General features: G+C 72.3%; 19 protein-coding genes. 10 read left to right on the forward strand and 9 right to left on the reverse strand.

Features of this window, described 5'->3' with window-relative positions:
* Positions 1 to 13 precede the first annotated feature (13 nt).
* Positions 14 to 694: a class II aldolase/adducin family protein gene (locus ACW9J6_RS05725; RefSeq protein WP_457115482.1), complete on the reverse strand. Its 681-nt coding sequence runs from the start codon at positions 692 to 694 to the stop codon at positions 14 to 16.
* A gap of 412 nt (positions 695 to 1,106) precedes the next feature.
* Here ACW9J6_RS05725 and ACW9J6_RS05730 point away from each other — a divergent pair, with 412 nt between their 5' ends.
* A complete protein-coding gene (locus ACW9J6_RS05730) occupies positions 1,107 to 1,796 on the forward strand; it encodes a class I SAM-dependent methyltransferase (protein ID WP_457115483.1) in 690 nt (229 codons plus the stop codon).
* A 43-nt stretch (positions 1,797 to 1,839) separates the two neighbouring features.
* Positions 1,840 to 2,454, forward strand: coding sequence for a hypothetical protein (locus ACW9J6_RS05735; protein ID WP_457115484.1), 615 nt, complete (start codon positions 1,840 to 1,842; stop codon positions 2,452 to 2,454).
* A gap of 276 nt (positions 2,455 to 2,730) precedes the next feature.
* Here the strand turns inward: ACW9J6_RS05735 and ACW9J6_RS05740 are convergent, their stop codons facing one another.
* Positions 2,731 to 4,485 (reverse strand): aminotransferase class III-fold pyridoxal phosphate-dependent enzyme, encoded by a 1,755-nt coding sequence (locus ACW9J6_RS05740; protein ID WP_457115485.1) that lies wholly within the window; start codon positions 4,483 to 4,485, stop codon positions 2,731 to 2,733.
* Between the two features lie 35 nt (positions 4,486 to 4,520).
* On the opposite strand from ACW9J6_RS05740, the gene asd reads away from it, so the two are divergent.
* A complete protein-coding gene (gene asd / locus ACW9J6_RS05745) occupies positions 4,521 to 5,393 on the forward strand; it encodes an archaetidylserine decarboxylase (RefSeq protein ID WP_457115762.1) in 873 nt (290 codons plus the stop codon).
* 238 nt (positions 5,394 to 5,631) lie between these two features.
* On the opposite strand, the gene ACW9J6_RS05750 is transcribed toward asd, so the two are convergent.
* Together ACW9J6_RS05750 and ACW9J6_RS05755 are read right to left on the reverse strand one after the other, a co-directional pair.
* Positions 5,632 to 6,264 carry a 2-dehydro-3-deoxy-6-phosphogalactonate aldolase gene (locus ACW9J6_RS05750; RefSeq protein WP_457115486.1) on the reverse strand — a complete coding sequence of 211 codons (633 nt, stop codon included), beginning with the start codon at positions 6,262 to 6,264 and terminating at the stop codon, positions 5,632 to 5,634.
* On the reverse strand, positions 6,255 to 7,130 hold the full coding sequence (locus ACW9J6_RS05755) for a 2-dehydro-3-deoxygalactonokinase (RefSeq protein WP_457115487.1): 876 nt from the start codon (positions 7,128 to 7,130) through the stop codon (positions 6,255 to 6,257). Before ACW9J6_RS05755 ends, ACW9J6_RS05750 begins: the two co-directional genes overlap by 10 nt.
* 105 nt (positions 7,131 to 7,235) lie before the next feature.
* Here ACW9J6_RS05755 and ACW9J6_RS05760 point away from each other — a divergent pair, with 105 nt between their 5' ends.
* From ACW9J6_RS05760 to ACW9J6_RS05770, 3 genes are all read left to right on the forward strand, one after another.
* Positions 7,236 to 8,096: a DUF1932 domain-containing protein gene (locus tag ACW9J6_RS05760; protein ID WP_457115488.1), complete on the forward strand. Its 861-nt coding sequence runs from the start codon at positions 7,236 to 7,238 to the stop codon at positions 8,094 to 8,096.
* Positions 8,097 to 8,182: 86 nt separating this feature from the next.
* A complete protein-coding gene (locus ACW9J6_RS05765; RefSeq protein WP_457115489.1) occupies positions 8,183 to 9,784 on the forward strand; it encodes an ABC transporter substrate-binding protein in 1,602 nt (533 codons plus the stop codon).
* 19 nt (positions 9,785 to 9,803) lie between these two features.
* Positions 9,804 to 11,210, forward strand: coding sequence for an amidase (locus ACW9J6_RS05770; protein WP_457115490.1), 1,407 nt, complete (start codon positions 9,804 to 9,806; stop codon positions 11,208 to 11,210).
* Positions 11,211 to 11,448: 238 nt separating this feature from the next.
* On the opposite strand, the gene ACW9J6_RS05775 is transcribed toward ACW9J6_RS05770, so the two are convergent.
* Positions 11,449 to 11,895: a low affinity iron permease family protein gene (locus ACW9J6_RS05775; RefSeq protein WP_457115491.1), complete on the reverse strand. Its 447-nt coding sequence runs from the start codon at positions 11,893 to 11,895 to the stop codon at positions 11,449 to 11,451.
* Positions 11,896 to 12,182: 287 nt separating this feature from the next.
* Between ACW9J6_RS05775 and mgtE the strand changes: the two genes are divergently transcribed.
* On the forward strand, positions 12,183 to 13,553 hold the full coding sequence (gene mgtE, locus ACW9J6_RS05780) for a magnesium transporter (RefSeq protein ID WP_457115492.1): 1,371 nt from the start codon (positions 12,183 to 12,185) through the stop codon (positions 13,551 to 13,553).
* A gap of 88 nt (positions 13,554 to 13,641) precedes the next feature.
* Here the strand turns inward: mgtE and ACW9J6_RS05785 are convergent, their stop codons facing one another.
* The 3 genes from ACW9J6_RS05785 to ACW9J6_RS05795 all read right to left on the reverse strand — a co-directional run bounded on the left by ACW9J6_RS05785 (position 13,642) and on the right by ACW9J6_RS05795 (position 14,988).
* Positions 13,642 to 13,986 (reverse strand): DUF6883 domain-containing protein, encoded by a 345-nt coding sequence (locus ACW9J6_RS05785; protein ID WP_457115493.1) that lies wholly within the window; start codon positions 13,984 to 13,986, stop codon positions 13,642 to 13,644.
* Entirely contained in the window at positions 13,983 to 14,234 is a 252-nt protein-coding gene (locus tag ACW9J6_RS05790) for a DUF4926 domain-containing protein (protein WP_457115494.1), read from the reverse strand. The genes ACW9J6_RS05785 and ACW9J6_RS05790 overlap by 4 nt, the downstream gene beginning before the upstream one ends.
* Before the next feature lie 133 nt (positions 14,235 to 14,367).
* Positions 14,368 to 14,988, reverse strand: coding sequence for a hypothetical protein (locus ACW9J6_RS05795; protein ID WP_457115495.1), 621 nt, complete (start codon positions 14,986 to 14,988; stop codon positions 14,368 to 14,370).
* A gap of 199 nt (positions 14,989 to 15,187) precedes the next feature.
* Here ACW9J6_RS05795 and ACW9J6_RS05800 point away from each other — a divergent pair, with 199 nt between their 5' ends.
* Together ACW9J6_RS05800 and ACW9J6_RS05805 are read left to right on the forward strand one after the other, a co-directional pair.
* Positions 15,188 to 15,943 carry an ImuA family protein gene (locus tag ACW9J6_RS05800; RefSeq protein WP_457115496.1) on the forward strand — a complete coding sequence of 252 codons (756 nt, stop codon included), beginning with the start codon at positions 15,188 to 15,190 and terminating at the stop codon, positions 15,941 to 15,943.
* Entirely contained in the window at positions 15,849 to 17,369 is a 1,521-nt protein-coding gene (locus ACW9J6_RS05805; RefSeq protein WP_457115497.1) for a DUF6504 family protein, read from the forward strand. The genes ACW9J6_RS05800 and ACW9J6_RS05805 overlap by 95 nt, the downstream gene beginning before the upstream one ends.
* Before the next feature lie 493 nt (positions 17,370 to 17,862).
* Here the strand turns inward: ACW9J6_RS05805 and ACW9J6_RS05810 are convergent, their stop codons facing one another.
* The gene (locus ACW9J6_RS05810) at positions 17,863 to 18,255 is read right to left on the reverse strand and encodes a DUF1640 domain-containing protein (protein ID WP_457115498.1); all 393 of its coding nucleotides are present in this window, start codon (positions 18,253 to 18,255) and stop codon (positions 17,863 to 17,865) included.
* Positions 18,256 to 18,419: 164 nt separating this feature from the next.
* On the opposite strand from ACW9J6_RS05810, the gene ACW9J6_RS05815 reads away from it, so the two are divergent.
* Positions 18,420 to 21,638, forward strand: coding sequence for an error-prone DNA polymerase (locus ACW9J6_RS05815; protein WP_457115499.1), 3,219 nt, complete (start codon positions 18,420 to 18,422; stop codon positions 21,636 to 21,638).
* The last annotated feature ends 266 nt before the right edge of the window (positions 21,639 to 21,904 follow it).

Genomic DNA, 21,904 nt, shown 5'->3' on the forward strand with positions numbered 1-21,904 from the left:
ATGACCGCTGGTCTCAGCCCGCCTCCCCCGCGGGCGGCGCGGCCTTCAGCCCGTAATCCGCGAAGCGCAGGAGCACCGCGTCGATCTCGGCCCGGGACAGGATCACCGGACCGCCGTCGAGCTGCAGGCTGACCACGTACTGCCTCGCCAGGGCCTCGAGCTCGACGGCGCGCCACATCGCCTTGTCGAGGCTGTCGCCGACGGCGATGATGCCGTGGTTGGCCAGCAGGCAGGCGGTGCGGCCGTCGAGCGCTGCCAGCGCCGCGCGCGAGAGCGCCTCCGTGCCGTAGAGCGCGTAGGGTGCGCAGCGCACGTCGTGACCGCCGAAGGCCGCCACCATGTAGTGGCAGGCCGGGATGGACCTCCGGGTGATCGCGACCGCCGTGGCGTAGGTCGGGTGCGCGTGGACCACCGCCTCGGTGTCGGGCCGGCTGGTGAGGATGTCCCGGTGGAAGCGCCACTCCGTCGAGGGCTTGATCGGTCCCGTCCAGGCGTCGCCGTCGCCGTCGAGGGGCAGGGCGACGATCATCTCGGGCGTCATGCGGTCGTAGGGCGTGGCACTCGGCGTGAGGAGCATCCGGTCGCCGTGGCGCGCCGAGATGTTGCCGGAGGTGCCCTGGTTGAGGCCGCTGCTGTTCATCTCGCGGCAGAGCGCGACGATCCGCTCGCGTAGCCTTTGCTCCTGCGCGTCCATCGCCCCCCTCCGTCACCCGGTCGGCTTACCACGGGGGCCGGGCGACGGTCACCGGGCGTGGCGCGCCCGACACGGTGGAGGGTTTTTCTCGCGATCGTGTAGTATTGAGCCGGCTCATATCCTAGTGTCGCCCGATGATCTCCGGGGGCAGCGCCGTGATGGTACCGCCTCGCCGCTGTTTCCGGCGCTGAGGGAGGGCGGCTTCCGGCCCCGGATCTTGTGAAAGTTCGATGACGGTTTGCGGCGATCATGTGACGGCTTGAAGTCGTCATGTTTCTGTTAAGGACATCCACTACCGCTCTCAGCGCACGAGGGGGGAAGCGGCGGAGTTCCGGAACGGTGCGCCCACCTCGCCGCGCACCGCGTCCGCCGTGCGCGGGGCAACTCCCTCCCCATCCGGAGAGCCGATCGAATGTCCTCCATGCCGAACAGTCACGCCGCCACGGCGGATGAGATGCCCGGGCGCGACCTCGACACCGACGCGGTGGCGAAGGCCTACGGGCGCTGGGCGCCGATCTACGACGTGGTGTTCGGCCGCGTCTTCGCGCGCGGGCGCAGCCTCTCGATCGAGGCGGCCGAGCGCGTGGGCGGACGGGTGCTCGAGGTCGGCGTCGGCACGGGCATTTCTCTCCCGGCCTATCGCCGCTCCACCCGGCTGTTCGGCGTCGATATCTCCGATCCGATGCTGGAGAAGGCCCGGGAGCGCGTCCGCGACCTGCGCCTTCAGAACGTCGAGGGGCTCGCCGTCATGGACGCCGAGCACCTGGATTTCGAGGACGGCGCCTTCGACGTGGTCGTCGCGCAGTACGTGGTCACCGCCGTGCCGAACCCGGAGGCGGCCCTCGACGAGTTCGCCCGCGTGGTGCGTCCGGGCGGCGAGATCGTGATCACCACCCGCATCGGCGCCGAGGGCGGCCTGCGCGGCGTCCTGGAGAAGGCCTTCTCCCCCGTGGCCAACCGGCTCGGCTGGCGCACCGAATTCTCCTGGAGCCGCTACGCCCGCTGGGCCGAGGGCCATGGCGGCGTGTCGATCGTGGAGCGGCGCCCGCTGCCGCCGCTCGGCCATTTCTGCCTGATCCGGATCCAGAAGACCGCCCGCTGAGGCGACGATCCCGAGACGAGACCCCCGAGAGGAGACAGGTTCGATGACGAGCTTCCTGGAGACGCTGCGGGTGCAGCGCTGGGACGACCACCGCTACTACCACCACAGCCGGATCAACCAGGCGCTCCACCTCGTGAGCGCGATCAGCTTCCTCGTCGCCTACGCGGTCGCCTTCAAGGACCCGGCGACGGCGGCGCTGATCGGCTGGCTGATCTCGATGACCACGCGCCAGGCCGGCCACTTCTTCTTCGAGCCGCACGGCTACGACGAGGTCAACCAGGCCACCCACGAGCACAAGGAAGAGATCAAGGTCGGCTACAACCTGCAGCGCAAGGTCGTGCTGATGATGCTCTGGGCGCTGTCGCCGCTGCCGCTCTACTTCGACCCGACCTTCTTCGGCCTGTTCGCGGCGCCCGAGGGCATGGCGGACGTGGTGCGTCACGTCGGCCTGATCTGGCTGGTGATCGCGGTGGGCGGGCTGCTGTTCCGGGTGGGCCAGCTCTTCGTGCAGCAGAGCGTGCAGACCGGCCTCGTCTGGGCGACGAAGATCCTGACCGACCCCTTCCACGACATCAAGCTCTACTACAAGGCGCCGCTCTTCCTGCTGCAGGGCGAGCTGATCGATCGAAGCAGCCACATGGTGCACAAGCCGCACTGATCGCGGACCGAAGGCGAGAGCGGCCCCGGCCCGCGGCGGGCCGGGGCCGCTTTGCGTTGCGGGGCGCAATCTCTGCCCTCGGGACGGCACCATCCCGGCTGGGACGGATGTGGAGAGCGCCCCGCTCGTCATGCTGGGGTGCCGCCATCGGCGGCCTCGAAGCCACCCCTGGACGGGGCTCCGGGGCGCTCATTCTTCAGGATCTGCGGTCCGGGGTGCTTCGAGGCCGCTGCGCGGCACCTCAGCATGAGGAGCGTCGTGCCACCCCGGCCCCGTTCAGCCGCCGAAAGGGGCGCTCACACCCGCCGACCGCGCCGCCGCCGGCGCCTGCGTCCCGCGGGCGGGCTCACCCGCCTCGCGCTTGCCGAACCACTCGGCCCGCCGGGCCGCGAAGACCTCCCGCAGGATGCCCCGGCGGATCTGCTTGTCGGTGTGAGGGATCGGGTGCCACCAGCCGTCCGCCTCCATGGCCTTCGCCGCCGCCACGAAGCGGTCGGCGACGGCCGCGAACTCGGCCTCGCCGTAATTCAGGCTGAAGATCAGCCGGCCCGTCCCCACCCAGGACAGGGCCAGCCCCTCGGCGCGCAGGTAGTACTGGAGCATCCAGTTGTAGCGCGAGGGCCGCGTGTAGAGCACCGTCCAGATCGTCGAGAGATTGGCGACCCGCACCGGCAGGCCCTCCGCCTCCAGGCGCCGGTTCAGGGCCGCGGCGCGGCCGGTCCAGCGCTCCTCCAGCCCCTCGTAGAGCGCCTGCGCCTCCGCCCCGTCGAGGTAGTCGAAGAAGGCGTCCATCGCACCCATCACGTAGGGATGCGAGTTGAAGGTGCCGCGGGCAAAGCAGATGTCGACCGGGCGGTCGTCCCGGTAGCGGCGCATCAGGTCCCGGGTCCCGCAGAGCACGCCGATCGGCAATCCGCCGCCGATGGTCTTGCCGTAGGTGACCATGTCGGCCTTGACGCCGAAATACTCCTGCGCACCGCCTCGGGCGAGGCGGAAGCCGACGAAGACCTCGTCGAAGATCAGCACGATGCCGCGCTCCGTGCAGACCTCGCGCAGCCGCCGCAGCCACTCCGCGTAGGCGGCGCGGTCGGCACCGGCCTTGCGGGCGCTGTCGACGAGGGCGGAATCCGACGGGGCGCCGACATTCGGGTGCAGCGCCTGGAGGGGGTTCACGAGGACGCAGGCGATGTCGCGCCGGCTGCGCAGGACCGCGAGCGTCTTCTCGGACATCTCGCTCAGCGTGTAGGTGTCGCGGGCGGGGATTGGGTTGCCGATGCCCGGCTGCACGTCGCCCCACCAGCCGTGATAGGCACCGCAGAAGCGCACGAGGTGAGTGCGCTTGGTGTGGTAGCGGGCGAGGCGCACCGCCTGCATCACCGCCTCGGTGCCCGACATGTGGAACGAGACCTCGTCGAGGCCCGAGAGCGCCCGCAGGCGCGCGACGTTGCGGACGACGACCGGGTGAAAGGCGCCGAGCACGGGCCCGAGCGCCGCCACCTGCGCGGCGCCCTTGGCGAGGCACTCCTTGTAGACGTCGTAGCCGAACAGGTTGACGCCGTAGGAGCCGGTGAGGTCGTAGAGGGTGTTGCCGTCGAGGTCGGTGACGGTGACGCCGGACGAGGCGGCGAGGACGCTGCCGGCCCCGAGATTCTCCCGCGCCATCCGGGCGAACTGGAACGGCACCCGGTAGAGGCTGGTGAATTGCAGGTCGGAGAGGCCGTCGCGCAGCTGCGCGGTGACGCGGCGGGTCTCGGCGAAGCGGTCGCGGTAGAGGGCGGCGAGGCGCTCGAAGGCCGCGCGGCGGCGCTCGGCCACGTCGTCCGGCGCGCCGTCGGCCCGGAAGTAGCGCGCCGGCCCGTACTCGTAGAACGGGATCAGCCCGGCGACGCGGCGGGACATCCGCGCGTGGCCGGTCAGCGAGCGGTGCTTGGCCCGCGACAGCTGCAGGCGGCGGCGGACCTTCAGGGCCGCGCCGGTGGCGGCGGCGGCACCCAGAGGAGCGAGAGCGAGGAGGGACCAATGCGTCATCATGACCGGGCGGCGTACCGGGGCGAGTTCACGAGATGATGACACTGCGCTCGACACTGGCGCGCATCGCCGCGCAGGAGGATCTCAACTTCCTCCTGACGAACCGCATCCCGCGGCGCCTTGCCACGCGCTTCATCGGCTGGTTCAGCCAGATCGAGAACCCGCTGGTGCGCGACGCCTCGATCGGGATCTGGCGCCTGTTCTCGGATCTCGACCTGTCGGAGGCGAAGGAAACGCGGTTCCGCAGCATGCACGACTGCTTCATCCGCGAACTCAAGGACGGGGCGCGGCCGGTCGACCCGGATCCCGCTGTGCTGACGAGCCCCTGCGACGCCATCGTCGGGGCGAGCGGGCCGATCGAGGGCACCCGCGTCTTCCAGGTCAAAGGATTCCCGTATTCGCTGACGGACCTTGTGCCCGACGCGGCGACGGTGGCGCAGGTTCGGGACGGGAGCTACGTCACGCTGCGGCTCACCTCGAGCATGTATCACCGCTTCCACGCACCGCACGACTGCCGGGTCGAGTCCGTGACCTACATCGCGGGCGACACGTGGAACGTGAACCCGATCGCCCTCAAGCGGGTGGAGGCCCTGTTCTGCAAGAACGAGCGGGCGGTGATCCGCGCGCGGCTGACCGCGACGGGGCACCCGATCGCCCTGGTGCCGGTGGCGGCGATCCTGGTGGCCTCGCTGCGCCTGCGCTTCCTCGATATCGGCCTCGACCTGCGCCGGGCCGGCCCGCGCACGCTCGCTTGCGACGCGACGCTCGCGAAGGGCGAGGAGATGGGCTGGTTCCAGCACGGATCGACGATCATCGTGCTGGCGCCGCCGGGCTTCGCGCTGTGCGAGGGGGTCGCGGAGGGCAGCCGGATCCGGATGGGAGAGCCGCTGATGCGGGTGCCCGGGACGTAGCGACCACCCTCCCCCCTTTGCGGGGGAGGGTGCCCCACGAAGTGGGGCGGGAGAGGGGAACCACGCTTCCGGAGAGGTCGCGAGCGTCATGAAGGGCGCCAGACCTAGCAGCGTCGCGCCGGCCCCTCTCGGCGGGACTTCGTCCCGCTGCGCTCACTCCGTTCGCTACCCTCCCCCGCAGAGGGGGGAGGGTGAGCGCGCCCTGTTCGGCTGCGCCGCGAGGGTCAGCGGGTCCAGCTCACAACGAGACCGCATCCCCCTTGAGCGCCGCGACCAGCGCCCTCGCCTTCCCGGCCACCACCTCGGGCGTGTCGCCCGGCTTGTAGAGCGACGAGCCGCAGCCGTAGCCCGCCGCCCCGGCCGCGCGCCAGGCCGGCACGCTCCCCGCATCGACCCCGCCCACCGGCAGGAGCGGCACCTCCGGCGGCAGCACGGCCCGCAGCGCCCGCAGCATCGCCGGCCCGCCGGCCTCGGCCGGAAACAGCTTCAGCGCGTCGGTGCCGGCGTCGATCAGCGCGAAGGCCTCGGCCGGCGTGAGGAAGCCCGGCATGGTGATCATGCCGCGCGCCTTGGCCTCGCGCACGAGGTCCGGCGCCGCGTGCGGCGTCACCAGCAGACGCCCGCCCGCCTCGGCCAGGGCCGCGACCTCCGCGACCCGCCGCACCGTGCCCGCCCCGATGAGCGCCCGGTCGCCGTAGCGGCGGGCGAGCCGCGCGATGCTGACGAACGGGTCGGGGGAGTTCAGCGGCACCTCGATGATCGCGACGCCGGCCGCGATCAGCGCCTCGGCGATACCCTCGACCTCGTCCGGCCGCACGCCCCGCAGGATCGCCACCAGCGGGCAGCGCCCGAGCCACTCCGTCACGCCCATGCGATCAACTCCCCGATCTGCGCCAAGCCCCGCGCCGCGGCATCGGGGTCGCCGGCGCGCGCCGTCCCGCCGCAGGCCGCGATCGCCGGCCCGTAGAGATCCATCAGCGGCCCCGACCCGACGAGGTCGATGACCGCGCCGTCCGGCAGGTTCGCCCGCACGTCGTGCCCAATCAGCAGCCCCGACAGGTAGCTCGCCGACTCCGCGGCCGAGAGCCGGCCGAACAGGCCGAGCGCGCGGGTGCCGAACAGGTGGTGCAGCAGCCCTCCGGGCTCACCGGACCGCGCGACGCCCGCGTCGAAGGCGGCGCCGGGCGCGGGCGCACCCTCCATCATCCGGCCGAGGATGGTGTGGCCCTTGAGCGCCGCGTAGGCCTCGCCCGTGAGGCTGGTCGTGAAGGCGGCGATGCGTCCGCCCGCCACCCGCACCCACTTGCTGTGGCTGCCCGGCAGGCACAGGAGCCCCTCCGCGCGCCCGTCGAGGGTGCCGAAGACCTGCACCTCCTCGCCCCGCATCACCTCGGGCACGCCCGACGCATCGAGGGCGCTGAGACCCGGCACGACGCGGATCGCCAGGCCCGGGACGGGCACCGCGTCGACCCCCGCCGCAAGGTCGGCGAGGCTCGCCGGACACGCCCGGTAGGGGACCTCCCGCCAGCCCTGCCGGCTGCCGACCATGCCGGAGAGAAGCACCCGCCCCTCGCCCGCCTCGATCCAGTCGCCGGCCAGATCGCGCAGGGCCTCCGGGAACCCGCCCTCCGGCACCTGCAGGATGCCCTTGCCGGCCTCGCGCCGCGCCAGGACGGCGCCGTCCGGCGCCAGCCGGTACGCGCGGGCGCTGCTCGTTCCCCAATCGATCGCTATCATGGCCGGCACGCTGCACGCTCGCGCGTCGCAGCGCAACCGACAGGGCCGAACTTCTCCACGACGTCCTGACCCCTGGTCAATCCGCCACCGCGCGAGGTCCCCGCCATGATCCGAGCCACCGCCCCGACCATCGCCGTCATCGCGCCGGGCGCCATGGGCAGCGCCGTGGCGCATCGCCTGTGCGAGAGGGGCGCCCGGATCCTGACCTCGCTCGCCGGCCGCGGCGAGGCGACGGTCGCGCGGGCGCGGGCGGCCGGGATGCGGGACGCCTCCGACGCGGAGATCGCCGCGGAGGCGGAGATCCTGCTCTCGATCGTGCCGCCCGCGGAGGCGGCCGCCCTCGCGGCGCGGTTCGCGCCCGCGATCGCCGCCGCCGGGCGCCCGCTCGTCTTCGCCGATTGCAACGCGATCGGCGTCGAGACGGTGCGGGAGATCGGCGGGACGATCGCGGGTGCGGGCGGGCGCTTCGCGGATGGCGGCATCATCGGCCTGCCGCCGAAGCCCGGCGAGGCGGGACCGGTCCTGTATCTCTCCGGCCCGGCCGCGCCCGACCTCGCGCTCCTGTCGGATCTCGGCCTGCGCGTGCGGATCATGGACGCCCCGATCGGCGCCGCCTCGGCCCTGAAGCTCTCCTACGCGGGCATCACCAAGGGGCTCACCGCGGTGGCGAGCGCCATGGTGCTGGCGGCCGAGCGGGCCGGGGCCGGGCCGGCGCTGCGCGCCGAACTCGCCGAGAGTCAGCCGCAGCTCCTCACGCGGTTCACGAAGGCCCTGCCCGACATGGTGCCGAAGGCCTATCGCTGGGTTGCCGAGATGGAGGCGATCCGCGGCTTCATCGGCGAGGAGCGGCCCGAGGCCGCGATCTTCACGGGGGCGGCCGGGCTCTACGAGCGCCTCGCCCGCGATCACCGCGAGGGCGGGGTCGAGATCGCCGCGATCGACGCCTTCCTCAACCGGGACGGGTAGGTCGACGCAGGGCTGACATGTGGTCGACCTTGGCCTGAGTCTTGCGGACGTCGCGGCGGTGCCATGCCCTCGGGAAGATGCTCGCGATGATCAGGTCCCGCCTCCTCCCCGCTGCTATTTTCGCCCTCGCGGCGTCGTCCGCCCCGGCGCGCGCCGAGAGCGTGCTGCGGATCGCCATGACGGCCTCCGACGTGCCCACCGCGACCGGGATGCCGAACAACGGCTTCGAGGGCATGCGCTTCCTCGGCTACCCGGTCTTCGAGGGGCTGGTGCTCTGGGACCTCACCCGCACCGACCGGCTCGCTCCCCTGCGGCCGGGCCTCGCGGAAAGCTGGGAGCAGGCGCCGGACGACACGCGCACCTGGATCTTCCACCTGCGCCAGGGCGTGACCTTCCACGACGGCACGCCCTTCGGGGCCGACGCGGTGATCTGGAACCTCGACCGCTACTTCAAGGCGGACAGCCCGCAATACGAACTCCCCGCCGCGGGGATCAGCCGCGCGCGGGTGCCGCTGCTGGAGAGCTATCGCAAGATCGACGACCGCACCGTCGCCCTCACCACGACGAGCCCCGCCTCGTACTTCCCCTACATGGCGGTCTACCTGCTCTTCACCTCGCCGGCCTCGTTCGAGAAGGCCGGGCGGGACTGGGCGAAGGTGGCGTCCCTGCCGGCCGCCGGGACCGGGCCGTTCCGCATCACGAAGGTCACGCCGCGCGAGGCGGTCGAACTCGCCCGCCACGACGGCTACTGGGACGCGGCGCGCCGGGCGAAGGTCGACCGCGTGCGGCTGATGCCGATCCCGGAGGCGAATGCCCGCATCGCGGCCCTGCGGTCCGGCCAAGTCGACTGGATCGAGGCGCCGGCCCCGGACGGAATCCCGTCCCTGCGCGCGGCGGGCTTCTCCATCACCACGGGCTCCTACCCGCATGTCTGGCCGTGGTTCTACAACATCGGCGCGACGAACAGCCCGGTGAAGGACGTGCGGGTGCGCCGCGCGCTCAACTACTGCATCGATCGCGAGGCGCTGGTGGGGTTCCTCAACGGCACCGCCGAGCCGGCCGTGGGCTGGCTCAAGGCCTCCGACCCGAATTTCGGCGCGCCCGAGAACCGCTACCGGCTGGACCCGCAGAGGGGGAAGGCGCTGCTCGCGGAGGCCGGCTACACCGCGCAGACGCCGCTCTCCCTCAAGGTCATGATCTCGACCTCGGGCTCGGGCCAGATGCAGCCCCTGCCGATGAATGAGTTCCTGCAGGAGAACCTCAAGCAGAATTGCAACGTCGAGGTCACGTTCCAGGTGGTCGAGTGGCAGGTGCTGCTCAACGCCGCCCGGGCGACGCCGGACGCCCCCTCCCTCCAGGGCGCGACCGCGCTCAACGTCAGTTCCCCCTCCTCCGACGTCGGCGTGATGGCGCGCTACTTCTCGTCCGCGAATGTCTCTCCGAAGGGCTTCAACTTCGAGCAGTGGAAGGACGAGCGCTTCGACGCGGCCCTGCGGACCCTCGCCGAGGCCAGCGACCCGGACACGATCGCCGCGGCGACCCGGGCCGCCCACGAGCGCCTCGTCGACGACCCGCCCTGGCTCTACATCGTGCACGACCTCAACGCCCGCGCGCTGTCGCCGAAGGTGAAGGGGTTCGTCTCGCCGCAATCCTGGTTCGTCGACCTCACCCTCGTCAGCCTTCCGTGAGCCGGAGACCGCGCCCCCGATGATTGATGCCCTCCCGACGGACACCGATCCCGCCCTGATGTCCGCCGCCGGCCTCGCGCGGGCGATCGCGGCGCGGCGCCTCTCGCCCGTCGACGCGGTTGAGGCGCTGCTCGCGCGCATCGATCGGCTCGATCCGAGGCTCCGCGCCTTCGTGGAGGTCTACGCCGACGACGCGCGGCTCGCCGCCGAGGGCGCCGACCGGGCGATCCGCTCGGGCCACGCCGTCGGCCCGCTCCACGGCGTGCCGGTGGCGCTCAAGGACCTGATCGACGTCGAGGGCCGGGTCACCACCGGCGGGTCCATGACGATGCGCGAGCGGCGCGCCACCGCCACCGCAACGGTGGCCCGGCGCATGATCGCGCAGGGCATGATCCTGCTCGGCAAGACCCACACGGTGGAGTTCGCCTACGGGGGCTGGGGCACCAACCAGCGCATGGGCACGCCGCACAACCCGTGGGACCCGGCGGTGCCGCGCACGCCCGGCGGGTCGAGCAGCGGCTCGGGCGTCGCGGTGGCGAGCCGGATGGCGCCCTGGGCGATCGGCACCGACACCGGCGGCTCCGTGCGGCTGCCGGCCTCGTTCTGCGGCATCACCGGGCTCAAGGTCACGGTCGGGCGGGTGAGCACGGCGGGCGTGCTGCCGCTCTCCACCACTCTCGACACGCCGGGGCCGATGGCCCGCAGCGTCGAGGACGTGGCGCTCCTCTACAACGTGCTACAGGGGCCCGACCCCCTCGACCCGAACACCCGCGGCATCGCGCCCGTCGACCCTGTCCCGACCCTCGACCGCGGGGTGCGCGGCCTGCGCCTCGGCCGCATGCCGGCGGCCGAGCGCGAGGGCTGCGCCCCGGAGGTGCTCGCCGCCTACGACCGCGCCCTCGACGTCCTCGACCGGCTCGGGGCCGAGATCGTCGACATCACCCTTCCCTTCCGCTTCGCGGATTTCCTCAACACGTCGAGCATCGTCAACGCGGAGGCGTATTTCCACAACGGCGCGCTGGCGGAGGATTTCGCCGCCCCCCTCGACGAGGACGTGCGAGCGCGCATCCTGGCCGGGGCCGCGGTCTCGGCGCGCGACTACCTGCGCACGCGCCGCCTGCAGCAGGACATGAAGCGCAGCTTCGACCGGGCGATGGCGGATCTCGACGCGCTCCTCACGCCGACCACCGCCACCGCGGCCCTGCCCCTCGCCACGATCGACCAGGCGGTGATGCCCTCGCGCTTCACCCGCTTCGGCAACTTCCTCGAACTCTGCGCCCTCGCCCTGCCGAACGGCGTCACGGCGGAGGGGCTACCCCTGTCCTTGCAGGTGGTCTGCCGGGGCTACGACGAGGCCATGGCCTTGCGGATCGGACAAGCCTACCAGCAGGCGACCGACTGGCACGCGGCGGTACCGCCGGTGTGAGGAGGCGACCGGCTTTCGTTGTCGCTCAAGCTCCCCTTTCCCGGACGGCTGAAGCTACAGCGGAAGGAGATCCGGGAACCAGCGCAAGGACTCGCCGCGAAGCGGCTCCGGATTCCAGCACCGTTGCTGAAGTCAGTCGCTTCGCGTCTTCTTGTGCTGGTTTCCGGGTCGCATTCCGCTGGCGCTGCATCCGCCCGGAAAAGGGGTGGAACCGGGACAGGAAACTCCGGCGCCTCCCTCAACGCCCCGCGGCCCGCGCGGCGGCCTGGGCGGCCTTGGCGGCCTCCTCGGCCGCGTCCGCGGCGTCGACGGCCCGCGTCGCCCAGGCCCGGGCCTCGCAGCGCTCCCGCAGCTGCGTCAGTTCCTCCTCGGTCAGCTGCTCGATGCCGATATAGGCGTTCTGCGCGGCGCTCACGCGGATCAGCTCGTCGAGCTTCGCCTGGATCGCCGCCCCGTCCCGGTTCTGGGTGTTCTGGATCAGGAACACCATCAGGAAGGTGATGATGGTGGTGCCGGTGTTGATGATCAGCTGCCACGTGTCGGAATAGTGGAAGAATGGTCCGCAGACGGCCCAGACCGCGATCAGCACGAGGCTGATCGCGAAGGTGGCGGGTTTGCCGGCCGCCCGGGCGACGGCGGCGGCGAAGTCCGAGAAGCGACGGCCGGGTGCGATCCGAGCAGCCATCCGAGGCCCTCCGTGAAGCGGGATTGTTGCACCCGCGCGCAGGTTCAAAAATGATCGGTCGCCGAGGCGGTTCCCCCACTTGACGGAACGGTCGCCCGGGCGCAGGGAGCGTCGCGCCCGGCGGCGCGTCTCGCGCACCGCCGGCCCACCCCGAGATTCCCCACCCCATGCCGAGCGACAGTCACAGTCGACCGCCCGTGCCGTCCCCTGCCCGTGGGCTGACCGCTCGTTCCTGATGCGGCTCGCCGCGACCGGCCGGGGACGGCGGGTCGACAGGAAGGTGAGCCATGATCGATACCCCGACCCTCGACGGCACCGTCGAGCCGGCGGCACTGGCTGCGCGCCTCGCCGAGGAGAGCGCCCCGGACATCGTCGAAGCCCTGAACGAGGAGGCCCCGGAGGTCTCCGCGGCGATCCTGCTGAGCCTGCCGCACGACCGGGCGGTGGAGGTGCTCGACCAGCCCGCGCTCGACTGCGCGGCCGACATCATCGAGATGCTGCCCCGCGACCGGGTCGCCTCCTACCTCTCGGGCATGTCCGCCGACCGGGTGGCCGACATCCTGCTGGAGGTCGAGGAGCCGGGCCTGTCCGACCTGCGCGCGCGCCTCGATGCGGAGACCCGCGGCGCCGTCGACAAGCTGATGGCCTATCCGGAGGAGAGCGTCGGCTCGATCATGACGACGGAGTTCGTCTCGGTCCCGGCGACCTGGACGATCCGGCGCACGCTCGAGCACATCCGCGAGGTCGAGCGCACCCGGGAGACGGTCTACTCGATCTTCGTGCTCGACCCGCGCACGCGGGCGCTGACCAAGGCGGTCCCCCTGCGCCGCCTGCTCTCGGGGGAGCCCGGCGACAACATCCTGTCGGTGGCCCCGAGCCGGCGGCCGATCGTGGTGAGCGCGGATGCGAGCCGCGACGAGGCCGCGCGCCTGATCTCCAAGTACGACCTGCTGGCGATCCCGGTGGTGGACGAGTCGAACCACGTCATCGGCATCGTCACGGTGGACGACGTCATCGACGCCATGGTCCAGCGCCAGACCGAGCAGGTGCAGCGCTTCGGCGGCATGGAGGCGCTCGACGAGCCCTACATGGACATCTCGTTCTGGGAGATGATCCGCAAGCGGGCCGGCTGGCTCTGCGTGCTGTTCCTGTCCGAGATGCTGACCGCGAGCGCCATGCAGGGTTTCGAGGGGGAACTCGAGAAGGCGATCGTGCTGACGCTGTTCATCCCGCTGATCATGAGTTCGGGCGGCAATTCGGGCAGCCAGGCGACCTCGCTGCTGATCCGGGCACTCGCCCTGCACCAGGTCGCGCTGCGGGACTGGTGGCGGGTGGCCTTGCGCGAGGTGCCGGCCGGGATCACGCTCGGGGCGATCCTCGGCGCGCTCGGCATGGTGCGGATCATCGTCTGGCAGAAGACCGGGCTCTACGATTACGGCGAGCACTGGCTGCTCGTGGCGCTGACGGTCGGCTCGGCCCTGATCGGAATCGTGCTGTTCGGCTCGCTCACCGGCTCGATGCTGCCCTTCGTCCTGCAGCGCCTCGGCTTCGACCCGGCCACCGCCTCCGCGCCGTTCGTGGCCACCCTCGTCGACGTGTCGGGGCTCGTGATCTACTTCTCGGTGGCGCTGGTGATCCTGAGGGGGACGCTGTTGTGACCGTGTGCGGGGCGGTGTGCCAGCTTCGATCTTAAGCGCCCCTTGTCCCGGGCGAATGAGGCGGGAGCAGAGGGAGATACGGCAGACGCTACCTCCTGGTGAGCGGCACGGCCGTGATGAGCCGCCAAGCCAGACCCTCTTGCAACTGCCACACGGTCCTGATGCGCGGATTACGGCCGTCGGGCGTCCGCATGGGCGCCTCGACGATGAGCCGGTGCGTGCCGGCCGCCGCCTGCGCCCGGAGCATCCGATCGCCATCCGTGAAGTGCGTGATCAGAGCTTCAGCCATCACCTCGGGCCGAGCACGATCGAAGCCGAACGCCAGGAAGAAGCGCGCTTTCGGACCACCTTTCGGATGATCAACGTTCAATAGGTAATCCGCAAGCTTGCTGGCAGGAACCTCAACGGCAGGTTCCTCGCCTCCGTCGTTCAAGGCGCCGAGCGCCCGATACGCACGAGCTTGGCGGCCTCGATGGTTGAGAGAGCGCCCATGGGTTCGGGGAACTCGACGTCGTAGGCCGCGCCGCGGGGCCAGACCGCAACCACTGTTCCTTCGGTTCCGGCCGGGATCGTGTCGCCATCGTCGGTCATCACGTCGACGAGCACGCGGACGTCATCGAGCTCCCGGAGCGCGGCCCCGGGTTCGTCCTTCCGCAGCGTGTAGAGGACATCGATCGACATGGCGCGAGGGTAACGCAGGACGGTGGTCGAACGCCACCCTCACCATGCACCGCGTCAACCGCAGTGATGGCGGCCTTGGCGTCAGCGTCCCCCTCGGCGGCTTTTCGCCCGCTCGACCCGATCGGGTTTGGACCTACCCCCGCCCCCACCGCTCCCGCGCCCGCCGGTAGAGGTCGCCATCCGAGGCGTTGAGCCGCTCGATATAGACCCGCAGGGCCGGGTTCAGCGGTGGGGCCGGCGGCTCCTCCCGGTGGAGCACCTGGAAGGCGAGGCCGAATCGTCGGTTCAGAGCCGCCACGAAGGCCGCGTATTCCTCCGCGACGCCGACGAGCGCGAGCCGGTCGAGGTCGGCGCAGCCGAAGGCGCGGGTCTGGGTGTTCTGGTGGGCCTTGTCCTCGATGAAGGCCTCCAGGCTCTCGGCCCCGCTCTCTCCCCAGGCCGCCAGCACCTGCGCGACCGGCTCCCGGACCAGCGTGAAGGCCCGGTCCGGATCAAATCCCGGCAGGTAGGCGGCGCTGAGGTGGCTCGCGAAGACCGCGATCCCCGCCCGGGCGATGTGGTCCGCGATCAGCCGCAGCTTCTCCGGCGTCGGCAGGTCGGACCGCTCGTAGACGATCTCCCGGGCCACGGGATGCGTCTCGGGATCATCCCGGCCGTACAGGGTGAGGACGCGCCCGGGGAAGGCCGCGCGGGCCGCGTCGCGCAGGGCCGCGCCGCCGGTCCTCGGGAGGTGCAGGAAGTAGAGCGGCGCCATCGCCGGGATCCCTCGCGGACCGAGACCCACCCGCCTCTGGCGCCCCTTGATGGTCTTGGTGTGGCAGGTCGCGCGGCAAGGTTGTCCACAGCCGTCCACAGACGCCCAGGGTGAACCGCCTCACGGACTCGCGCATTGACCCGCCGCGGAGCTAGAACAAAGTAAGAACATCGACGGTCGGTTCGGTGATGGGCACGGGATGCATGAGACCGGACGAGAGCAACGGCTCGCGGCCCTGCGCGAGCGGATCGGCGGCCAGGACCGGCGCGCGGGCGCAGGCCCGGTCCTGGCCTTCGGTATCCCGGAGATCGACGGGCACCTGCCCGGCGGGGGCCTGCGCCGGGGGGCGCTGCACGAGGTGGTGGAGACCGGGGCGAGCGCCGGCCACGCGGCGCTGGCCGCCCTGTTCGTGGGCGGCCTCCTCGCCCGGCTCCCGGGGCCGGTCCTGTGGTGCCTCGCCGGCCGCGACCTCTTCGCGCCGGGCCTCGCAGCGGTGGGGCTGCATCCCGACCGGGTGCTCTACGCCGAGACGCATCGCGAGCCGGAGGTGCTGCCCGCCATGGAGGAGGGGCTGCGGCACGGCAGCCTCGCGGCGGTGGTGGGCGAGGCCGCGCGCCTGGGGCTCACCGCCTCGCGGCGGCTGCAGCTCGCCGCGGAGGGCAGCGGCACCCTCGCGCTGGTGATTCGCCGCTGGCGCGCGGGCGCCGGCACCGAGCCCAGCGCCGCCGCCACCCGCTGGGGCGTGGCGCCCGCGCCCTCCCCGCCCGCCGCCGCGCCCGGACTGACCCGGGCGCGCTGGTCCCTGGCGCTCCTGCGCGCCCGGGGCGCCGAACCCCGGACATGGCTCGTCGAGGCTCCCGATGCGAAGGGTCGTCTGCATCTTCCTGCCGACCTGGTCGACCGACCGCGTGCGGCGCCGGAGCGGGCGCGGGCCGGAGGGCGTGCCGCCGGATAGGCCCCTCGTCACCGTGACGACGCAGGGGCCGCGCCGGGTGGTGGCCGCCGCCGACGAGGCCGCCCGCCGCCTCGGCCTGCGGCCCGGCCTACCGGTGGCGCAGGCGCAGGGGATGGTGGCGGACCTCGCCCTGGTCGAGGCGGATCCGGAGGACGATGCGGCGGGCCTCGCCCGGCTCGCGGGCTGGTGCCTCTCCTATTCGCCCCTGGTCGCGCCCGACCCGCCGGACGGGATCTTCATCGAGAGCGCGGGCGCCGCGCATCTGCGGGGCGGCGAGGCGGACCTGCTCGCGGATCTGGCGCGCCGGATCCGCGGGGGCGGGTTCCGCGTGCGGCTCGGCCTCGCCGACACGCCGGGCGCCGCCTGGGCGGTGGCGCGGCACGCCCCGCGCGACCCCGTCGTGGCGCCGGGCGCGCAGGGCGCGGCCCTGGATCCGCTGCCGGTCCGGGCGCTGCGCCTGCCGGCGGAGACCGCCGCCGGGCTGGAGCAGCTCGGGATCGCCCGCATCGGGGACCTCCGCGCCCTGCCCCGCGCGCCCCTGCGCCTGCGCTTCGGCGAGGCGGTGACGGCGCGCCTCGACCAGGCGCTCGGCGCCGCGCCCGAGCCCCTCGCCTACCTGACGCTCCCCGAGACGCCGCAGGCCCGGCTCGCCTTCGCGGAGCCGGTCGGCGCGCCCGAGACCCTGGCGCGGGTGGTCGCGCGGCTCACCGCCCTCCTCGCCGGCGATCTGGAGCGGCGGGGGCTCGGGGCGCGCCGGCTCGACCTCGTCTTCCGGCGCGTCGACGGGCTGCCCCAGGCCCTGCGCATCGGCACCGCGCGGGCGAGCCGCGACCCGGCCCACCTCGCGCGGCTCTTCGGCGAGCGGCTCGGCACGGTGGATCCGGGCTTCGGCATCGAGGAGGCGTGGCTCGCGGCCAGCCGCACCGAGCGCCTGTCGGCCCGGCAGGTCGCGGCCTTCCGGGCGGCGGGAGAGCCCGACCCGGAGGCGATGGGCGAACTCGTCGACCGGCTCGCCTTGCGGCTCGGGCCGGGCCGGCTGTTCCGGGCCGCCCCGGTCGAGAGCGAGTGGCCGGAGCGGAGCGTGGCCCGGATCGCCCCCCTGGCTCCGGGAAGCGGCCTCACCTGGCCGCCCGACCTGCCGCGGCCGGGCCGGCTCGTCGACCCGCCCGAGCGCGTCGCGGCGATCGCGGCCCTGCCCGACGCCCCGCCGGCCCTGTTCACCTGGCGCGGCCGCCGCTGCCGGGTGGCGCGGGCCGACGGGCCGGAGCGGGTCTTCGGCGAGTGGTGGCGCAGCGACGCGGAGGTCTCGGCGCAGCGGGACTACTACCGGGTCGAGGACCCGGAGGGCGCCCGCTACTGGCTGTTCCGCGACGCGCCCGCGGCGGAGGGCGGGCGCTGGTGGCTGCACGGGCTGGGGGAGGCGTGAGGTGGCGTGGTTCGGCCGAACACCGGTGGTGGAGACGGGCGCCAGATCGATTTTTGTAAGCTTATCCTCAGATTTTTATCATAACATTTTGCAAATTGAATTTGATGTCAAAATATTAGATCAGCATCATCGTGCGCGCCAATTCGTCAATCGTGGCGCGGGATCCCCTCTCCCGAGTGGGAGAGGGGTAGGGGTGGCTCGGGTTCAGGATGAGTCTCTGAAGGTCGAGCTGCCAGCGGCACCGTTCAGTCCTCTTGCGGAAGCGTCCGTCCCTCACCCCTACCCCTCTCCCACCCGGGAGAGGGGATCCCGCGCCAATCCTACGGAGGCACCATCACTTCGATGGACCCTGGATGAACGGCCTGGGGTGCATCGAGGCTGCTGTGCGATGGCCCAGCGGGAGGCATTCAGCGGTGTCCAGGATCCTTCAGCCCGGGAGCTGAGCGCGGAAGCGTGCGCGAACGGCCTCCTCTTCAGCGACACCGTTGCCCGCTCAATGCGCCGCCCGGGCCAGGGCGACGATCGCCCCTACGATGACGATCGACTGGAACCCGATCGCCGAGAGCACCCACTTGATGATCTCGGCCTTTGTCGCCTCGATCCTCCCCTCCAGTCGAAGCTCGGTCTCGCGCAGATCTGCCTTCGTCGCTTCGAACCTGCTCTCGATGCGCAACTCGGCCTCGCGCAGATCCGCCTTCGTCGCTTCGAACCTGCTCTCGATGCGCAGCTCGGTCTCGCGCAGATCCGCCTTCGTCGCGAGCGCCTCCAGACCGGCATCGCGGCTGTCCTTCAGGACGCCGGTGATCGCCTCGGCCTGATCCTCGGAGAAGCCGGAAGCGCGAAGCTTGCGCAGGATCGCGAGGGTATCGAGGGCCAAGGCCATCATGGGAGGTCCCGAGAGCGCCGCGCGACGCCGGAAGCGATGCCGCCAGTCTTGCTCACGACGGCTTCGGGAACAAGCCATTCCTCAAGGGAATGCGACGTCACCGACCCGCGAGGCTGTGCCCGTCCCTTCGCGGCGCAACCGCTCTCCGCCCGGCCCGGTGCGCCATGACCGTCGAGCTCCAGGTCACCACCCACTACTCCTTCCTGCAGGGCGCCTCCTCGCCGGAGGAGCTGTTCGCGAGCGCCGCCCTCCTCGGCCTCACCGCGCTCGGGGTCACCGACCGCCACTCCGTGGCCGGGCTCGTGAAGGCGCACGAGGCCGCGCGGGCGACGGGCTGCCGGCTGGTGGCGGGCTGCCGGCTCGACCTGTCGGGGCCGGACGCGGGCACCGCCCTCCTGGTCTACCCCACCGATCGCGCCGCCTACGGGCGGCTCTGCCGCCTGCTCACCATCGGCAAGGGGCGGGCCGGCAAGGGCGGCTGCACCCTCGATTTCGGCGACGTGGCGGCGTGGAGCGAGGGGCTGATCGCGATCCTCCTCACGCACGACCCCGACGACTCGCTGTCCCGGCGGCTCGGGCGCCTGAAGGAGGTGTTCGGTCGGCGCGCCCATTGCGCCCTCACCCGCCGCTTCGGCGTGAACGATCACCTGCGGCTCGACCGGATCGCGGGGATCGCCCGCGCCGCGCGGGTGCCGACCGTGGCCACGGGGGACGTGCTCTACCACGTCCCCGAGCGCCGCCTGATGCAGGACGTGGTGACCTGCATCCGCCTCGGCACCACCATCGAGGCCGCGGGCTTCGCCCGGGAGCGCCACGCGGGGCGCCACCTGCAGCCGCCGGCCGAGACCGCGCGGCTCTTCGCCCGCCACCCCGAGGCGGTGGAGCGGGCGGCCGCCATCGCGCAGGACTGCCGCTTCTCCCTCGACGACCTCACCTACACCTACCCGGACGAGGTCGGGGAGGACGGCCGCTCGGCCCAGGAGCGGCTGGAGGCCCTGACCCTGGAGGGCGCAGCCCGGCGCTACCCCAACGGCGTTTCCGACGGCGTCCACCGGCAGATCCGGCACGAATTCGACCTCATCGCCCGCAAGGGCTACGCGCCGTACTTCCTCACCGTCGAGGCGATCGTGCGCTACGCCCGGTCCCAGGACATCCTCTGCCAGGGGCGCGGCTCGGCGGCGAACTCGGTGGTCTGCTACTGCCTCGGCATCACCGCCATCGACCCGGTGCAGCAGAACCTCCTCTTCGAGCGCTTCATCTCGGACAACCGCGACGAGCCGCCCGACATCGACGTCGATTTCGAGCACGAGCGGCGCGAGGAGGTGATCCAGTGGATCTACGCCACCTACGGCCTGCACCGCGCCGCGCTCACCGCGACGGTGATCCGCTACGGCGCCCGCGGCGCGGTGCGCGAGGTCGGCAAGGTGCTGGGCGTGCCCGAGGACGTGACCGGGTCGCTGGCCCGCCTCGTCTGGGGCTGGTCGCGGGAGGGCGTCGGCGAGCGGGAGGCGCAGACCCTCAACCTCAATCTCGCGGACCGGCGGCTGCGCCTCACCCTCGACATCGCCAGGGCCCTGATCGGCACGCCGCGCCACCTCGGCCAGCACCCGGGCGGCTTCGTGCTCACCCTCGACCGCCTCGACGAGCTCTGCCCGATCACCCCCGCCACGATGGAGAACCGCCAGACCATCGAGTGGGACAAGGACGACATCGAGATCCTGAAGTTCATGAAGGTCGACGTGCTCGGGCTCGGCATGCTGGGCTGCCTGCGCCGGGCCTTCGCGCTGCTGACCGAGCACCGCCCCGCCCCGGAGCCGCCCCGGGACATCGCCGGGATCCCGCACGACGATCCGGACACCTACGCGATGATCCGGCGGGCCGACACGCTCGGCGTCTTCCAGATCGAGAGCCGCGCCCAGATGGCGATGCTGCCGCGCATGCAGCCGCGGAACCTCTACGACCTCACCATCGAGGTCGCGGTGGTGCGGCCCGGCCCGATCCAGGGCGACATGGTCCACCCCTATCTGCGCCGCCGCCGCGGCCTCGAGACCCCCGAATATCCGAGCGAGGCCCTGAAGGGCGTGCTGCAGCGGACGCTCGGCGTGCCGCTGTTCCAGGAGCAGGCGATGCAGGTCGCCATCGTGGCGGCGGGCTTCACGGCGGCGGAGGCCGACGGGCTGCGCCGCGCCATGGCGACCTTCAAGGCCAACGGCAAGATCGGCTTCTACCGGGATCGGCTGATCGCCGGGATGATCCGCAACGGCTACGCGCCGGACTTCGCCGAGCGCACCTTCCGGCAGCTCGAAGGCTTCGGCTCCTACGGCTTCCCGGAGAGCCACGCGGCCTCCTTCGCGCTCATCGCCTACGCCTCGTCCTGGATGAAGTGCCACCACCCGGACGTGTTCTGCTGCGCGCTGCTCAACGCGCAGCCGATGGGCTTCTACGCGCCGGCCCAGATCGTCCGCGACGCGCGGCAGCACGGCGTGCCGGTGCGGCCCATCGACGTGAACGCCTCGCGCTGGGACTGCACGCTGGAGCCGGCCGAGGGGCGGTGGATGGCGGTGCGGCTCGGCCTGCGCATGGTCCGCTCCTTGGGCAACGCCGAGGGTGCGCGCATCGCCACGGTGCGGGAGGCCGACCTTTTTCGCTCGGTGGAGGATCTCTGGCGCCGCGCCGCGGTGCCGCTGAAGGCCCTGGAGAGCCTCGCGGCGGCGGATGCCTTCCAGTCGCTGGGCCTCGGGCGCCGGGAGGCGCTCTGGGCGATCCGGGGCCTCGCCCCGGTGCCGCTCCCGCTCTTCGCGGCGGCGGATGGCCGCGAGGCGATCCGGCCGGAGCGCGACGAGCCCGCGGTGGCGCTGGCGCCGATGCCGGAGGGTGCCCGGGTGGTGGCGGATTACCGGGCCGCGGGAGTGAGCCTCGGCCGCCACCCGGTCGCCTTCCTGCGCGCCGATCTCGCCCGGGACGGGATGAGCCCCTGCGCGGCCCTGCGGCGCCTGCGCGACGGGGCGCGGATCACCGTGGCGGGGCTGGTGCTGGTGCGCCAGAAGCCCGGCTCGGCCAAGGGCGTGATGTTCATCACGCTGGAGGACGAGACCGAGGTGGCGAACCTCGTGATCTGGCCTTCGCTCTTCGCCCGCCAGCGCGGCCTGATCCTCTCGGCCGGAATGATGGCGGCCCGCGGCCGGGTGCAGCGGGAGGGCGACGTGATCCACCTCGTGGCCGAGCACCTGATCGACCTCTCGGACCTGCTGGCGGAGGTGGGCGGGCGCGGCGCCGTCCTGCCGCCGCCGGGCGGGCGCGGGGACGAGGTGCGGACCGGGAGCGGCGACGCGCGCGGCCTCGCCCGCCCCGGCCTGAGGATCAGGACGCGGGACTTCCGGTGAAGGGCCTCGCCTCCGACCGACGCCGGACCTCGCGAGCCTCACCGGACGAGCCGGCACCGTTCTCCACGCCCGATATCCTGCTTCCTGGCCCGCATCAGCTCATTCGATAGAAACTCGCTATGCCCGCGTGAAAACCCTGATTGCGTGCACGCTCAGGTATCGTTCGCCAGGGTCCGCCGCGCCGGCGAGAAAACTCGCACCAAATCCGCGTGATCCCTCGGAGATTGCTGTCGCCATCGCCGAGGGATGGCGGTTTGTGATACGGG

Source organism: Methylobacterium sp. JK268 (genome assembly GCF_054052225.1).